Below are 15,349 nucleotides of genomic sequence, written 5' to 3'. Positions count from 1 at the left end.
CTTAGCGATCGAATTTTAATCTTTCAGCTTTGACAAAAGGAGTAAAACTGAAATTTTTATACACCAAATTACCATTTACGAAGGTGTGGGTGACACGGGATTTAAAAGTGGTTCCTTCAAAAGGAGACCAGCCACATTTATAGAGAGTGTTCCCGGGTTGTACCGCCCAGGGTGCATTAAGATCTACCAACACGATATCTGCCTTATAACCTTCTCTAATAAATCCTCGCTTCTCGATATCAAAAAGGATAGCCGGGTTGTGACACATCTTTTCGACGATCTTTTCAAGAGAGATCTTGCCCTGGTGATGCATTTGCAGCATAGCCGGCAAAGCATGCTGTACTAAAGGTCCTCCACTCGGAGCTTTAGTGTAAACATTCTTTTTCTCCTCTTTTGTATGCGGTGCATGATCTGTAGCGATCACATCAATTTTATCTTCAATAAGTGCTTTTAACAGCGCCTCCTGATCTTTTTCTGTTTTGACGGCAGGATTCCATTTGATGAAAGTTCCCTTTTTCTGGTAATCGCTGTCATTAAACCAAAGGTGGTGGATACAAACCTCTGCAGTGATCTTTTTGTCTTTAAGAGCTTTTTTGTTGTCAAACAATTTTAACTCCTTGGCAGTAGATAAATGAAATACATGAAGCCGTGCCCCAGTCTTTTTTGCCAAAGCCACAGCTTTGGAAGAGGAAAGGTAACAAGCCTCCTCACTTCTGATCTTTGGATGTAGTTCAATTGGAATATCATCTCCATATCTTTCCACACACTCCTGAAGATTCTTTTTAATAGTAGTTTCATCTTCGCAATGAGCAGCAATAATGACCGGAGATTCTTTAAATATCTTCTCAAGGACCTTCTCATCATCCACCAGCATATTTCCTGTTGAGGAGCCTAGGAAAAGTTTAAGAGCAGGTACAGTCTTAGGGTCGATCTTTTTTATCTCCTCAAGGTTATCGTTGGTACCTCCAAACATAAAAGCGTAATTGGCATACGAAGAATCTTCTGCCATTTTATACTTCTCCTCCAGAAGATCTATAGTAGTAGTTTGAGGCTGCGTATTAGGCATTTCGATAAATGAAGTAATACCTCCTGCAACTGCCGCTCTAGATCCCGCCTCTATAGTTTCCTTATGCGTAAGACCCGGCTCCCTGAAATGTACCTGATCATCAATAATACCCGGGAAAAGGTAATTCCCCTCTGCATCAACAATGGTGAGATTAGGGGATTTAGCACTTATACTAGATGCAATTTCAGAAATTAAGCCATCCTCAATAAATACATCTCCTTCAAAAATAGCACCTTCATTAACAATCTTTGCATTCTTTATTAGTACCTTCTTCATTATATCGTCATCTTATTAAACAGGCTGTTTACCTTCATTTTTATTACACCAAAAACTGCCTCCCAAATTATTGAACCACTCATTTTAGAGGTTCCCCTTGTTCTGTCGGTAAAAATTACCGGTACTTCAACAATCTGGAATTTTGCCAGATAAGCTTTGAATTTCATTTCAATCTGAAAAGCATATCCTACGAACTTTATTTTATCCAGATGTATCCTCTCCAGCACTTCTCTCTTATAACAAACAAATCCTGCAGTGGTATCTTCAACAGGCATTGCGGTGATAAGCCTTACATATTTTGAAGCCATCCAGGATAAGAGAACTCTGCTCATGGGCCAGTTCACTACATTAACACCTGTTTTGTACCGGGAGCCTATTGCCACATCTGCCCCTCCACGTTTACAGGCATTGTAAAGGCGAATAAGATCATTGGGATTATGGGAAAAATCGGCATCCATTTGAAAAATGTATTTATAGCCTCTTTCCAGAACCCATTCAAAGCCTTTTATATAGGCTGTCCCCAAGCCCGATTTGCCTTCCCTCTCAATTAAGAACAGTTGATCCTCAAAGATCGACTGCAAAGACTTTACTATACCTGCAGTCTTGTCGGGAGAGTTATCATCTACCACCAAAACGTGAAAATTGCGCTGGAGAGAAAATACATTTCTTATGATCCGCTCAATATTCTCTTTTTCATTATAGGTGGGTATTATAACAATCCCATCTGGCATAAAATTCTTTTGGACAAATGTAACTATTTTTAAAGTTTAGGATTGGGATTTAAGGCTTCTTTTAATCGTATATATTCTACCTTTGTAGAAAATTTATTTATTGGAAGCAATAGAAAGACATGCTGTTTCACAGGACTGGATAACCTTGTTACTCGTCCTTGCTTTTGTCTTGCTGGTGATCGCCAAATATGCTTTTAGTCAGCGCTTTGCTCACTTCAGCATGCTGTTTGCGACAGATAAATACCTGTTGCTTAAGGGTAAGGATCCTAACCTTTTCCACCCCTTTAACATTCTGCTTTTTGTGGTTAATGCTATATCTGTTGCTCTTTTTATCTATATCTTCTTTCTCACTTTCATGAAAGATGCACCCGAAAGGCCCAAGATTTTTTTCCTAAGGATCATAACGGCATATACTGCATTTGTACTTCTTAAATTTTCACTGGAAAAGATACTGGCCGATATAGTTTCGGTCTACGATAAAATGAACTACTATCTTTTTCATAAACTTAGTTATCGCAATTTCATAGCTCTTCTCCTCCTTCCGGTGAGCATGATCTTTATATATGTGTGGGAGCCAAGCCCCTTGGTGCTGTACATTGTCCTGGGACTGATTTTATTAATGAATTTGATCACGTTGTTAAGCGCCTTTGTCAAAAACCAGCAGTACATTTTGAACAATTGGTTTTATTTTATTTTGTATCTTTGCGCTCTTGAAATTGGCCCCTATTATATTTTATATAAGCTGGTTACCAACTTCCAGGGTGAATAAAAAAAATGTATATGAAAGTGAAAACAATTTTGGTTTCTCAACCAGAGCCGAAGGTTGAAAATTCTCCTTATTTTGATCTTGAAGAAAAGCAAAAAGTAAAAATTGACTTTATTCCATTTATTCATGTGGAAGGGGTTTCTTCAAAGGATGTAAGACAACAAAAAGTTGACCTTTCAAAATACACTGCCATTATCCTTACTAGCCGAAATTCGGTTGACCATTTTTTCAGAATCGCAGAAGAAATGCGATTTAAGGTGCCGGATACTTTGAAATATTTCTGCCAAAGTGAAGCCGTAGCTTATTACCTACAGAAGTATGTGGTCTACAGAAAAAGAAAGATCTATGTAGGCAAGAGGACTTTTGCTGAATTATCCCCACTGATCAAAAAGTACAAAAACGAAAAATTCCTTCTTCCATCATCAGATATGCTGAAGCCTGATGTCCCAAAGACTTTAAATAAGCTTGGTGTGGACTGGAAAAAAGCGATTTTTTACAAGACAGTGGTGAGCGACCTTTCCCATCTTAGAGAGGTATTTTATGATATTCTGGTGTTCTTTAGTCCCAGCGGGATCAAATCCTTATTTGAGAACTTTCCTGATTTTAAACAAAACGACACCAAAATTGCTGTTTTTGGAAATACTACTGTTAAAGCAGCTAAAGAACATGGATTGGTTGTCAATATTCAGGCTCCGACTCCAGAGACTCCTTCTATGACAATGGCCCTTGAAAAGTACATCAAGGAACAGAATAAAAAGGCTCAATAAAAACCTTTAAGACATAAAAAAAACCGGCGTTTGCCGGTTTTTTTTATGTCTTCTACTGAATAGAATTACAGAACTTTTGGAGCACCAGACATTATTTCCTCATTCGCCTGTTTCTCAAATTTGGCAAAATTCTGCTGGAATGAATTTGCAAGGGTCATGGCTTTCTTATCGTAAGCTTCCTTATTATTCCAGGTGTTGCGTGGATTAAGGACCTCAGAAGGCACATTTTCGCACTCTACCGGCATTTGTAGACCAAATACAGGATGTTCAGTGAATTCAACATTTTCAAGTTTTCCTTCAAGAGCCGAAGAGATCATTTCACGGGTATAACGTAATTTCATTCTGGATCCCACTCCATATGGGCCTCCCGTCCATCCGGTATTGACCAACCAGACATTCACCTTGTTCTCCTTCATCTTTGCGCTCAACATCTCAGCATATTTAGTAGGATGTAACGGCATAAAGGGTGCTCCAAAACAAGCTGAAAAACTTGGAACTGGCTCATCAACACCAGCCTCGGTACCCGCAACCTTAGCAGTATAACCGCTAATGAAGTGATATGCTGCCTGTCCCGGCGTTAGTTTACTAATAGGAGGCAGTACTCCAAAAGCATCTGCCGTAAGAAAGAAAATATTCTTTGGGTTCTTACCGGTTGAAGGCTCCTGAATATTATCTATGTGATGGATTGGATAACTAACCCTGGTGTTTTGGGTGATATCTGTATTTTCAAAATCAACATCGCCGTTCTCATCAAGTATCACATTTTCGAGTATAGCTCCGGGTTTAATGGCGCGGAAAATATCCGGCTCATTCTCCTCTGTTAAATTGATAACCTTAGCATAGCAGCCTCCTTCAAAATTGAACACCCGGTTCTCTTTTGTCCAACCGTGTTCGTCATCTCCAATTAGTTTTCTTTCAGGGTCTGCAGAAAGAGTAGTTTTTCCTGTCCCCGACAAACCAAAGAATATTGCTGTATCTCCATCTTCTCCAACGTTAGCAGAACAATGCATTGGCAATGTATTTTTATCTACCGGAAGAATAAAATTAAGAGCAGAGAAGATTCCCTTTTTGATTTCCCCTGTATACCCCGTTCCTCCAATAAGAGCAACTTTTTTGGTAAAATTGAGGATAGCAAAGTTATGTTGTCTAGTGCCGTCAACCTCAGGATCAGCCATAAAGCCGGGGGCATTGATCACCAGCCAGTCTTCTTTAAAGTTCTCCAGCTCACTCTCATCTGGCCGCAGGAACATATTATATGCAAAAAGGTTAGACCATGGATATTCGTTGACCACTCTGATATTGAGACGATAATCTTCATCTGCACAGGCGTAGCAATCTCTTGCAAATACTTCTTTACCCGAAAGATAAGCTGTAACCTTTTCATAAAGAGCATCAAATTTATCGGGATCAAAAGGAATATTTATATCCCCCCACCACACTTTATCCCTGGTGATGTCATCTTTTACAATAAAACGGTCTTTAGGAGAGCGACCGGTAAATTCTCCTGTGTTTACTGCCAAAGCTCCGTTTGAAGCTTCCACTCCCTGTCCCTTTTCAATGGTGATCTCATGAAGTTCTTTGGGAGAAAGCTGATAGTTTACTTCGGCATTATCAATACCATACTTTTCCAGCGCAATCGTTTTCGTAAGTCGTTTTTTAGCCAACATAAAAGTTTAAGTTGTGTGTTTCTTTAGGGGAACAAAAGTAGAAAACTTTGGAAAGAATCAGCAGGAGCTATTTTCTTTTATTTCTTTTTTAACTTAAAAAAGCTGATTAGTAACACTATCCATGCGAATATCATTAAACTTCCCCCCACAGGGGTAAAAGGCCCCAAAACCTTAAAATCATAGGAAGTAAGACTATTAGTCGCGAGAAGGTAGATTGAACCTGAGAAAAAGAGAACCCCAAAAAGTGTTAAGTAGAAGCAAATTCTTTTAACTTTTTCCGAAGCAACGGGTGAACTACCTAAAAATAAGAGAAATAATGCATGATACATTTGATACTTCACTCCTGTCTCAAATGTCTGAACATTTTCTAAGCTCAAATGAGGCTTGAGACCATGGGCAGCAAACGCGCCTAAAATTATTGCAGTTATTCCTAAAACTGCCCCCCAGATCAATACGTTTCTATTCATACATTATTTTTAAAGCCGCCACCAATTAAGTACATTCGTTGTCCAAACAAACAACAATCAAAGCCAAAGTTAAGCCATATGCGCAAAATTCTCATAATTGGTGCGGGTAAATCTACCTCTGTTCTCATTGAATACCTCCTCAACAAATCACAAGCTGAAAACCTGGAAATCACGGTTGGTGATCTCGATATCATAAATGCCGAAAAAATGACCGGCGGCCATCCCAGAGCAAAGGCTGTTTCGCTGGACATCTTCAAAAAAAACGAGAGAGAAAAGGCCGTTGAAGAAGCAGACATTGTCATTTCCATGTTACCAGCGCGTTTTCACATAGAAGTAGCTAAAGATTGCGTGAAGTTCGGGAAGAATATGGTCACTGCCTCCTATATAAGTGAAGAAATGCAGGAGCTGGATGAAGCTGTAAAGGAAAAAGGGCTGGTCTTCATGAATGAAATTGGTGTCGATCCCGGTATTGACCATATGAGCGCCATGCAGGTCATAGATCGTATTAGGGAAGAAGGTGGAAAAATGATACTTTTTGAATCCTTTACCGGCGGACTCGTCGCACCCGAAAGTGATACAAATTTATGGAACTATAAATTTACCTGGAATCCCAGAAATGTCGTGGTCGCGGGGCAGGGTGGGGTTGCTAAGTTCATACAGGAAGGAAAATTCAAGTACATTCCCTATAACAGGCTATTTAGAAGGACCGAATTCATTGAAGTCAAAGGATATGGCAAATTCGAGGTCTATGCTAACCGCAATTCCCTGAAGTATCAGAGCATATATGGCCTTGATAATGCCCTCACCCTATATAGGGGAACGATTCGAAGGGTAGGTTTCAGCCGTGCCTGGAACATGTTTGTACAGCTAGGAATGACCGATGACAGTTATGTCATGGAAAATTCCGAAGCAATGACATACCGCGACTTTGTTAATTCCTTCTTACCCTACTCCCCCACAGATTCTGTGGAACTTAAATTCCGTCATAATCTAAAGATAGATCAGGATGATATTATGTGGGACAAGCTACTGGAATTGGATCTATTTAATCCAGAAAAGAAGGTAGGATTAAAAAATGCTACCCCGGCACAGATCCTCCAAAAGATCCTGATGGATAAATGGACCCTTTCTCAAGAGGACAAGGACATGATCGTCATGTATCATAAGTTTGGTTATGAGCTCAATGGGGAAAAGAAACAAATAGATGCGACTATGGTCAATATTGGACAGGACCAGAGCAAGACGGCCATGGCACGCACCGTGGGGCTTCCCGTAGCCATTGCAGCACTAAAGATCCTAAACGGGACAATATCCACCCCGGGAGTTCAACTCCCCATTACTAAGGAAGTTTACGCTCCTATCTTAGAGGAATTGGCAGAAAACGGTATTGTCTTTACCGAAGAAGAAAAAGATTATATGGGTTACAATCCTTTTGGAGAAGTAGGAAGTTAGGATTTAAGCTTGTGAGATGATCCTAATTGGCTTCCGCTCAAATAGGTTATTTTTATTTGGAACAATTCTCAATAAGACGTAGATTTGTGCCCACAATGAACCTACTTTACAAGTCATATTATTTCGCTTCATACCAGTGTGATCAAAGCCGCAGCTTTTATATCGACTTTGGTCATAAACAGGTGAAATTGAGCTTTTGTCAATTGCTTTCTATCAGGCAAAAGGTACAGGCAATAGATATTTCCTCTCATTTTGACAAGGATCTCAACTATAGCGGGATCGAGATTCTTACGCTCTGCAACAGGGAACATCTTTTTGTATTTGACACCTTACAGGTCATTGATCTTAAGCAGCTCATTAAGGCCACTTTTGGAGTTTTAGAACTCAATTCCCTGGTGGCTCACTAAACCTACTGAATTTAGATTAAGTATAAATTCATCTTCTCTCCAAGAAGACTACATTCTTTTACGTAATTTTAGAAAAAGATTAAAATTATGAAAGATATAGTTAGACAGAAGATAGGAATTAATGTAGATGTTATGGATATGCTTAACGAGCAGATAGCAAAGGAAGCACATTCCTCTGCAGTATATCTTGCCATGGCTTCCTGGTGTGATCATAACGGCCTCGTGTACAGCGCCGAGTTCCTGTATAAGCAATCTACTGAAGAAAGAGAGCACATGCTCAAGATCTTTAAATTTATTAACGAGAACGGGGGTACTGCTTATTCTCCGGAAGTAAGCAATGTCAACCACGAATATAATTCCCTACAGGAGATCTTTGAAACTGCACTCGATCAGGAGATCCAGATTTCAAAATCCATAAATAATATTGTAGCCAAATGCCGAAAGGTGCAGGATTTCGGTTCAGAAAACTTTTTGCAATGGTTTGTTCAGGAGCAAATGGAGGAGGAAAACCAGTTCCGAAGAATACTTGAAATGTTCGACCTTATGGGCACAGACGGAATAGCCCTGAAGCTCATTGACGAACGCATAAAACACGGAGATTAAAACTAAAAAAGGACGCCGCCGGCGTCCTTTTTTATTATCTGTAACTGCTATATTAATCTCTTCCAAGATAAATACTGAGGAAGTAAAGTAAGGTGGCAAGCGAACCAATGGCAGCTACCACGTAGGTACGTGCAGCCCACTTAAGGGAATCCTCGGCAGCCTTGTGCTCCTGTGCATTCAGCATATTTCCGGTCTCCAGCCAAACCAAAGCTCTTTTACTTGCGTCATATTCTACTGGTAAGGTTATAAAGCTAAAAAGCGTACCCATAGCGTAAAGAATAATACCGCCCAACAATACTGTTTGACCCACTCCTACAGATACCATAGTCATTAAGATCAATCCACCAAATATCGCCCACTGTGAAAATTGCGAGGCCACCTGTACAACCGGCACCAGTTTACTTCTCATTTGTAACCAGCTATATGCGCTCGCGTGTTGAATAGCGTGTCCACATTCATGGGCCGCAACAGCAGCCGCAGCCGCATTTCGTTGCGTATAAACGGCTTCACTAAGGTTAACAGTCTTTTTTGCGGGATTATAGTGATCTGTCAATTGTCCCGGGGTGGAGATTACTTTTACATCTGTGATCCCGTTATCTCTAAGCATCTTTTCCGCGATCTCCCGGCCACTCATGCCGTTTTGGAGATGCACCTTTGAGTAATGCTTGAATTTGCTCTTCAATTTATTACTAACGTAAAGACTCACTACAAAAATGAGCCCGGCGATGATATAATATCCTATCATAGTTTTAAAGTTGTTTTGTTGAAACTTCACTAACAAAAATTCGGCCAATTTAAATTCTTCTGAAGAACCTGAACTTTTGTCGTATTCCGCTGCTGCTGCCGGCTTACAAAGGGGCCTAGCCTACAATATTTACAATTTTTCCCGGCACCACAATTACTTTTTTAGGCTGTCGCCCTTCCAGTTGCTGCTGAGTCCTCTCATGATCCAATACCGTCTTCTCAATTTCTTCTTTGCTCATATCCAGAGGCAGTTCCAGAGTAAAACGCATCTTTCCATTAAACGATATGGGGTACTGTTTTGTGCTTTCTACGAGGTACTTTTCTTCATAGACAGGATATGTTGCAGTTGTAACAGAGGTGTCATGACCCAGTTTCTGCCAAAGCTCTTCGGCTATATGCGGTGCATAAGGCGCAATTAGTACAGCAAGTGGTTCCAGGACCTCTCTAAAATGGCATTTTTGAGAGGATAGTTCATTGACACATATCATGAAAGTACTCACCGAAGTATTAAAGCTGAAACTCTCAATATCCTCTGTCACTTTCTTGATGGTCTTATGAAGTGTCTTTAAAGAATCTGCTGAAGCTTTTTCGTCACTAACGGCAAAATTGTTCTCCTGGTCGTGGTAAAGGTTCCAGAGTTTTTTCAGGAAGTTGTGTACTCCTGTGATCCCTGCTGTATTCCATGGTTTAGCCTGTTCCAGCGGACCGAGAAACATTTCATACATCCTCAAAGTGTCGGACCCATAATCCTCACAAATATCATCGGGATTTACCACATTATATTTGGATTTTGACATTTTCTCGACTTCGCGGCCAACAATGTACTTACCATCTTCGGTAATGAATTCGGCATCTGCAAATTCCGGTCGCCACTTTTTAAAACCTTCAATATCCAGTTCATCTGATGCATTTACAAGTGAGACATCTGCATGTATTGGCTGCACATTATGAGCTTCAGATAAATTTTTAGAAACAAATTTATTCTCTCCTTCCAACCTGTAAACAAAAGCACTCGTTCCCAGGATCATTCCCTGGTTGATCAACTTCTTGAAAGGTTCTTCTACAGTTAAAAAGCCTCTGTCCTTTAAAAACTTGGTCCAGAACCTGGAGTAAAGCAGGTGCCCTGTGGCATGTTCGCTTCCTCCAATATATAGGTCCACATTATCCCAGTATTGTTGTGCTTCTTTAGATACAAAGCGCTCCTCGTTGTGGGGATCCATATACCTGAACAAATACCAGGAACTTCCCGCCCAGCCCGGCATAGTATTAAGCTCCAGTGGGAAAACCGTCTTGTGATCGATCTTTGAATTTTCTACCACCTCATTATTTTCTGTATCCCAAGCCCAGGTGGTTGCATTTCCTAATGGCGGTTCGCCGGTTTCTGTTGGCAAATATTTCTCTACTTCCGGAAGCCGCAGCGGCAAATGTCTCTCTTCGATCATCTGCGGAAGACCCTCCACATAATAAACCGGGAAAGGTTCTCCCCAATATCTTTGGCGGCTAAAGACGGCGTCTCTAAGTCTGTAATTTGTTTTTCCCTTGCCCTGTCTGATTTTTTCCAGTTCTAAAATGGCTTTTTGAAGGGCTGCTTTATATTCGAGTCCGTCGAGGAAATCTGAATTTGCGATCACCGTTCCCTCCTTTCCGGAATAGGCTTCTTCAGAAATATCCACATCTTTGAAGATGTTCCTTATCGGCAGGTCAAAATGTTTAGCAAAGTCATAATCCCTTTGATCTCCGCAAGGTACTGCCATCACAGCTCCCGTACCATATCCTGCCAATACATAATCCCCGATCCAAATCGGCACCGGTTCTTTTGTAAAAGGATGTTCTGCATAAGCTCCGGTAAAGACGCCGCTTATACTTTTAACATCGGCCATTCGATCCCTTTCACTTCTTTTTGCGGTAGCTTCTATATACGCATCGACCTCTTCTCTATGCTCCGTAGTCGTGATCTTTTCAACAAGTTCATGCTCGGGTGCCAGGGTCATGAAAGTAACTCCGTAGATCGTGTCAGGTCTGGTGGTGAATACCGGAATTTTGTAATACTCATCCTCTCCCCCGCCCTCTCCAGAGGAGAGGGAGTCTATTGTAGATGCAATTTTATTAATTACTCCTTTTAAGTCATTCAGAACCTCCTTGTTGGAAAATCTTAAAATTTTGTAGCCGAGCTTTTCTCTTAACAGCAATTCTCTTTCCTCGTCCTTTTCCTTCTGAAAATCGTGAATATTACCATCAACTTCAACGATCAATTTTTTTGTAAGGCAAACGAAATCTACTATAAATTTATCTATAGGATGCTGTCGCCTAAATTTATAATCAAGCTTTTTTGTTTTTAGTGCGCTCCATAGCTCTGCCTCAGCTTGAGTAGGATTTGAACGCATTTCCTTTGCTCTCCTCAACAGCTCTCCAGAAATTTCTCTATTTCCTGTTAAGTAGCCTTTCTCCCTTCCCTCTGGGAAGGGTTGGGGATGGGATGACTTCAAAACCTTGAACTCAACAAGTGCTCCCACCGACTTTCCTATCCAATTCCGCTGACTCTCCTTTAAACTTTCGGTCCAGTCAATATCATTTAATCCCTGAAGCAGTCGCTCGGCATAAGCCGAAATACGCATGCTCCACTGGGTCATTTTCTTCCGGATTACCGGGTATCCTCCCCGTTCAGAAACCCCATTGACGATCTCGTCATTTGCGAGAACAGTTCCCAGTTGTGGACACCAGTTCACTTCAGTTTCAGCTAAATAAGTTAACCTGTATTTCAGAAGTTGTTTTTGCTTTTCTTCCGAAGAAAAGCTGTTCCATTCTGAAACTGTAAATGGCTCTACATCGTCATCACAGGCAGCATTTACGCTGCTATTTCCTTCCGCAGCAAAGATCTCCTCCAGTTCGCTTACAGGCCTTGCTTTTTCAGCATCATGATCATACCAGGAATCGTACAGCTGAATGAAGATCCACTGCGTCCACCTGTAATAATCGGGGTCACTGGTGCGAACTTCCCTGCTCCAGTCAAAAGAAAAACCTATCTGGTCCAGCTGCTCCCGGTACCGGTTGATATTGGCTTCTGTGGTGATTGCAGGGTGCTGACCGGTCTGAATTGCATACTGTTCTGCCGGAAGACCAAAGCTATCGTACCCCTGTGGATGCAGTACATTAAAGCCTTTATGCCTTTTAAAGCGGGCATATATATCACTCGCGATGTAGCCCAGGGGGTGGCCTACATGCAATCCTGCCCCCGATGGATAAGGGAACATGTCGAGCACGTAATATTTTGGTTTATTGGAATTATTCTTAGCTTGGAAAGTCTGGTTTTTAGCCCAGTACTCCTGCCACTTTTTTTCAATTTGATTGAAGTTGTACCTCATTTTAATGATTCAGCGTCACGTTATTACAGCTCCCCGAAGCCTTCGGAGAAGGGCAAAAATACGGTTAATGTACGAAAGTGAAAAGTTTGGTCGTTTTAAAGAAAGGGATTGATTTACTTTCTTATTTTTACACAAATTTACGCAGCCGCCCATGAGCTCATCTTTTGAAAAGTATCAAAAAAGACGTCTTATTTCCTCTTATTTTTCGGTCGTTATCAGTATCGCTCTGGTCTTGTTCTTGCTGGGGCTTCTTGGTCTTTTGGTGCTCAACACCAAAAAGATAGCCGATCACTTTAAAGAACAGATCGCCCTCACAATCTACCTGAAGGATACAGCCAAGGAGGTAGAGATCACACAACTGAACAAAACCCTTGCTCTAGCCGAATATACCAAATCCACCACCTATGTGACGAAAGAGGAAGCTGCCGAGGCTCACAGCAAAGAGATCGGGGAGGATTTTATGGAATTTTTAGGCTATAACCCGCTACAGAATTCAATTGACGTATACTTTAAAGCCGATTATATAAGCTCGGGCGAGGTTGATGAGATCGCCGAAGAGCTAACGGCTAAAAGTTTTGTAGATGAAGTGGTCTATGACAAGCCACTTATATCCCTGCTCAACGAGAATGTCACGAAGATCAGTTTTTGGATCCTTGCCATAAGCGCCATCTTTACCTTTATTGCTGTTCTGCTTATCAACAGTTCAATAAGACTTTCTGTCTATTCCAAAAGATTTATTATCAAAACCATGCAAATGGTGGGGGCTACAAAAAGGTTTATCCGGAAACCATTTATCTGGAAGAGCGTTAAATTAGGAATGTTTGGAGCTGTACTGGCACTTATAGGAATGGGTATTGTGCTTTATTACATGAACAGGAGCTTCCCTGAACTTGAACTGCTGAATGATGTCTCCCTATTGGCTGCACTTTTCATTGGAGTCTTCCTTATGGGCATAGTTATTACATGGTTAAGCACCTTTTTTGCAACTCAGCGTTTTCTAAACCTGAAGACTGACGAGCTGTACTACTAGGCTCTTTAGCCACAGATGCACAGGATAATCCTTTAAAAGGAAGAAGTCTGAGCAAAATATTACACTTTATAGTCACTAATTTACCCCGAAGAAAAAGAAACATCGGTGCATCCGTGGCTCTTAATTTTGATGGAACAGTCTTATTAGAAAGACCATTAAAAATGCTATTTTTGACACCTTAGATAATTTGTGCATTCGTGGCCAAAAGCAGACACTTCGAGACATGGGTAGAAAACATAAAGACATGAACAAGAATAAAAAGCCTTTACACCAACAAGATCTCAACTTTGTCTTTGAAAAGAAGAATTTCATGGTGATGGGCATTGGTCTTGCTGTAATTGCTTTAGGGTTCATTTTAATGGCCGGTGGCGGTAGTGATGATCCTAATGTATTTAATCCCGAGATCTACAGTCCCAGGAGAATTAGACTTGCACCTGCACTGGTGCTCCTGGGCTTTGCCATTGAAGTATATGCTATCCTGCTTAACCCCCGAAAATAATTAATGGAAGTTATTGATGCTATTTTCCTTGGAATCATCCAGGGACTTACTGAGTTCTTACCTGTTTCCTCCAGTGGACACCTCGAAATTGGTAAAGCCATGTTGGGAGATCAAAGTATTCCTGAAGAATCTTTAATGGTGACTGTGGTGCTTCATTTTGCCACCGCATTGAGTACAATCGTGGTTTTTAGAAAAGATGTAGCCGAAATTTTTCGCGGCTTATTTTCGTTTCAATGGAATGAAGAAACCCGCTTCTCACTTAAGATCATACTTTCCATGATCCCTGCAGTATTTGTAGGGCTTATGTTCGAAGAAGAACTGGAAGCCCTTTTTGGTGGCAATCTCACTTTTGTAGGTTTTATGTTGATCATAACTTCCCTGCTGCTTTGGCTGGCCGATAAAGCTAAACATACAGGAAAACCTGTAAGTTATAAAGACAGTATAGTCATTGGAATAGCACAGGCCATTGCGATCCTGCCGGGAATTTCTCGTAGTGGAGCAACCATTTCAACCTCTGTACTTTTAGGGAATGATAAAGGAAGAGCTGCCCGCTTCTCTTTTTTAATGGTAGTTCCGTTGATCCTTGGTAAAATTGCTAAAGACCTTTTAAGTGGAGATCTTACCAGCACCACTATTGAACCCATGCCTCTTCTCGCCGGATTTATAGCTGCATTCATTGCAGGTTTCGCGGCTTGCACCTGGATGATATCTTTAGTGCGAAAGAGCAAACTTTCCTATTTCGCTATCTATTGCTTTGTAGTGGGAGTTATAGCAATTATTTATGAATATTATTTTGCTGCCTAAATAATGACTGAAGAAGAATTTAAAACCGGCCAGATCCTGTTATTCGACAAACCGCTGGAATGGACTTCATTTCAGTTGGTGAATAAGGTGAGATGGCTCATCAAAAGGAACTTCAGGATTAAAAAAATTAAAGTAGGCCATGCAGGAACCTTAGATCCGTTAGCTTCAGGTTTACTTATCCTTTGTACCGGGAAAGCCACTAAAAATATTGAAGAGCTGCAGGGGCAGGAAAAAGAGTATACCGGCAGCTTCACGCTTGGCGCAACCACTCCTTCTTACGACATGGAAACTGAAGTGGTTGAAACTTTTCCTACGGAACACCTGACTTCAGAAAAAATAGAAGAAGCCACAAAAGCTTTTTTAGGAGATATTCAGCAGCAGCCACCTGTTTTTTCAGCCTTGAAGAAAGACGGCAAAAGACTGTACGAATACGCCCGAAGTGGAGAAGAAGTAGAGATCCCCACCCGTAAGGTAAATATTTCAGAATTTGAGATCACTAAAATAGATCTTCCAGAAGTTCATTTTAGAGTAGTGTGCAGCAAAGGAACCTATATTCGCAGCCTTGCGCACGACTTTGGCAAGGAACTTAAAAGCGGAGCCTATCTCTCATCCCTGCGCCGCACCCGAATTGGGAATTACAAAGTTGAAAATGCCTTAACAGTGGATTCTTTTGTAAATGAGTATCTTTCCCCTGAGGAAGACACTTAA

The 15,349-nt window shown here is 41.0% G+C and carries 15 protein-coding genes; 9 read left to right on the top strand and 6 right to left on the bottom strand.

Going from position 1 to position 15,349, the window contains the following annotated elements; translation table 11 throughout:
• Position 1: 1 nt before the first annotated feature.
• A complete protein-coding gene (locus tag ACXYMT_RS03840; protein ID WP_459057771.1) occupies positions 2-1,342 on the bottom strand; it encodes a dihydroorotase in 1,341 nt (446 codons plus the stop codon).
• A complete protein-coding gene (locus ACXYMT_RS03835) occupies positions 1,342-2,073 on the bottom strand; it encodes a polyprenol monophosphomannose synthase (RefSeq protein ID WP_459057770.1) in 732 nt (243 codons plus the stop codon). Before ACXYMT_RS03835 ends, ACXYMT_RS03840 begins: the two co-directional genes overlap by 1 nt.
• 100 nt (positions 2,074-2,173) lie before the next feature.
• Here ACXYMT_RS03835 and ACXYMT_RS03830 point away from each other — a divergent pair, with 100 nt between their 5' ends.
• Both ACXYMT_RS03830 and ACXYMT_RS03825 read left to right on the top strand, forming a co-directional pair.
• Entirely contained in the window at positions 2,174-2,842 is a 669-nt protein-coding gene (locus ACXYMT_RS03830; protein WP_459057769.1) for a DUF4271 domain-containing protein, read from the top strand.
• Between the two features lie 11 nt (positions 2,843-2,853).
• Complete coding sequence (locus ACXYMT_RS03825) at positions 2,854-3,606, top strand: uroporphyrinogen-III synthase (protein WP_459057768.1); 753 nt, start codon at positions 2,854-2,856, stop codon at positions 3,604-3,606.
• A gap of 65 nt (positions 3,607-3,671) precedes the next feature.
• Here the strand turns inward: ACXYMT_RS03825 and pckA are convergent, their stop codons facing one another.
• On the bottom strand, positions 3,672-5,273 hold the full coding sequence (pckA, locus tag ACXYMT_RS03820) for a phosphoenolpyruvate carboxykinase (ATP) (protein ID WP_459057767.1): 1,602 nt from the start codon (positions 5,271-5,273) through the stop codon (positions 3,672-3,674).
• 77 nt (positions 5,274-5,350) lie between these two features.
• Entirely contained in the window at positions 5,351-5,740 is a 390-nt protein-coding gene (locus tag ACXYMT_RS03815; RefSeq protein ID WP_459057766.1) for a DUF423 domain-containing protein, read from the bottom strand.
• 78 nt (positions 5,741-5,818) lie between these two features.
• Between ACXYMT_RS03815 and ACXYMT_RS03810 the strand changes: the two genes are divergently transcribed.
• The 3 genes from ACXYMT_RS03810 (at position 5,819) to ACXYMT_RS03800 (ending at position 8,202) form a co-directional block, all read left to right on the top strand.
• On the top strand, positions 5,819-7,192 hold the full coding sequence (locus ACXYMT_RS03810; protein ID WP_459057765.1) for a saccharopine dehydrogenase family protein: 1,374 nt from the start codon (positions 5,819-5,821) through the stop codon (positions 7,190-7,192).
• A 95-nt stretch (positions 7,193-7,287) separates the two neighbouring features.
• The gene (locus tag ACXYMT_RS03805) at positions 7,288-7,599 is read left to right on the top strand and encodes a hypothetical protein (protein ID WP_459057764.1); all 312 of its coding nucleotides are present in this window, start codon (positions 7,288-7,290) and stop codon (positions 7,597-7,599) included.
• Between the two features lie 87 nt (positions 7,600-7,686).
• Entirely contained in the window at positions 7,687-8,202 is a 516-nt protein-coding gene (locus tag ACXYMT_RS03800) for a ferritin (RefSeq protein ID WP_459057762.1), read from the top strand.
• A gap of 52 nt (positions 8,203-8,254) precedes the next feature.
• On the opposite strand, the gene ACXYMT_RS03795 is transcribed toward ACXYMT_RS03800, so the two are convergent.
• Positions 8,255-8,947, bottom strand: a complete 693-nt coding sequence (locus ACXYMT_RS03795) for a zinc metallopeptidase (RefSeq protein ID WP_459057760.1) — start codon at positions 8,945-8,947, stop codon at positions 8,255-8,257.
• A gap of 115 nt (positions 8,948-9,062) precedes the next feature.
• The gene (gene leuS, locus ACXYMT_RS03790) at positions 9,063-12,308 is read right to left on the bottom strand and encodes a leucine--tRNA ligase (RefSeq protein ID WP_459057759.1); all 3,246 of its coding nucleotides are present in this window, start codon (positions 12,306-12,308) and stop codon (positions 9,063-9,065) included.
• A 151-nt stretch (positions 12,309-12,459) separates the two neighbouring features.
• Between leuS and ACXYMT_RS03785 the strand changes: the two genes are divergently transcribed.
• The 4 genes from ACXYMT_RS03785 (at position 12,460) to truB (ending at position 15,349) form a co-directional block, all read left to right on the top strand.
• The gene (locus ACXYMT_RS03785; RefSeq protein ID WP_459057758.1) at positions 12,460-13,338 is read left to right on the top strand and encodes a cell division protein FtsX; all 879 of its coding nucleotides are present in this window, start codon (positions 12,460-12,462) and stop codon (positions 13,336-13,338) included.
• 244 nt (positions 13,339-13,582) lie between these two features.
• Entirely contained in the window at positions 13,583-13,837 is a 255-nt protein-coding gene (locus ACXYMT_RS03780; RefSeq protein ID WP_459057757.1) for a DUF3098 domain-containing protein, read from the top strand.
• Positions 13,838-13,840: 3 nt separating this feature from the next.
• Positions 13,841-14,641, top strand: a complete 801-nt coding sequence (locus ACXYMT_RS03775; RefSeq protein WP_459057756.1) for an undecaprenyl-diphosphate phosphatase — start codon at positions 13,841-13,843, stop codon at positions 14,639-14,641.
• 3 nt (positions 14,642-14,644) lie between these two features.
• Positions 14,645-15,349: a tRNA pseudouridine(55) synthase TruB gene (gene truB / locus ACXYMT_RS03770; protein ID WP_459057755.1), complete on the top strand. Its 705-nt coding sequence runs from the start codon at positions 14,645-14,647 to the stop codon at positions 15,347-15,349.

This window comes from Salinimicrobium sp. CAU 1759, from assembly GCF_054482715.1.
This window is presented reverse-complemented; position numbering and strand designations above follow the sequence as displayed.

Coding starts and splice junctions, on each gene's coding strand:
- ACXYMT_RS03835 (WP_459057770.1), bottom strand. CDS start 2,073: ATGCCAGATGGGATTGTTATAATACCCACCTATAATGAAAAAGAGAAT.
- ACXYMT_RS03780 (WP_459057757.1), top strand. CDS start 13,583: ATGAACAAGAATAAAAAGCCTTTACACCAACAAGATCTCAACTTTGTC.
- ACXYMT_RS03795 (WP_459057760.1), bottom strand. CDS start 8,947: ATGATAGGATATTATATCATCGCCGGGCTCATTTTTGTAGTGAGTCTT.
- ACXYMT_RS03815 (WP_459057766.1), bottom strand. CDS start 5,740: ATGAATAGAAACGTATTGATCTGGGGGGCAGTTTTAGGAATAACTGCA.
- ACXYMT_RS03785 (WP_459057758.1), top strand. CDS start 12,460: ATGAGCTCATCTTTTGAAAAGTATCAAAAAAGACGTCTTATTTCCTCT.
- ACXYMT_RS03810 (WP_459057765.1), top strand. CDS start 5,819: ATGCGCAAAATTCTCATAATTGGTGCGGGTAAATCTACCTCTGTTCTC.
- ACXYMT_RS03800 (WP_459057762.1), top strand. CDS start 7,687: ATGAAAGATATAGTTAGACAGAAGATAGGAATTAATGTAGATGTTATG.
- truB (WP_459057755.1), top strand. CDS start 14,645: ATGACTGAAGAAGAATTTAAAACCGGCCAGATCCTGTTATTCGACAAA.
- ACXYMT_RS03775 (WP_459057756.1), top strand. CDS start 13,841: ATGGAAGTTATTGATGCTATTTTCCTTGGAATCATCCAGGGACTTACT.
- ACXYMT_RS03805 (WP_459057764.1), top strand. CDS start 7,288: ATGAACCTACTTTACAAGTCATATTATTTCGCTTCATACCAGTGTGAT.
- ACXYMT_RS03840 (WP_459057771.1), bottom strand. CDS start 1,342: ATGAAGAAGGTACTAATAAAGAATGCAAAGATTGTTAATGAAGGTGCT.
- ACXYMT_RS03825 (WP_459057768.1), top strand. CDS start 2,854: ATGAAAGTGAAAACAATTTTGGTTTCTCAACCAGAGCCGAAGGTTGAA.
- pckA (WP_459057767.1), bottom strand. CDS start 5,273: ATGTTGGCTAAAAAACGACTTACGAAAACGATTGCGCTGGAAAAGTAT.
- leuS (WP_459057759.1), bottom strand. CDS start 12,308: ATGAGGTACAACTTCAATCAAATTGAAAAAAAGTGGCAGGAGTACTGG.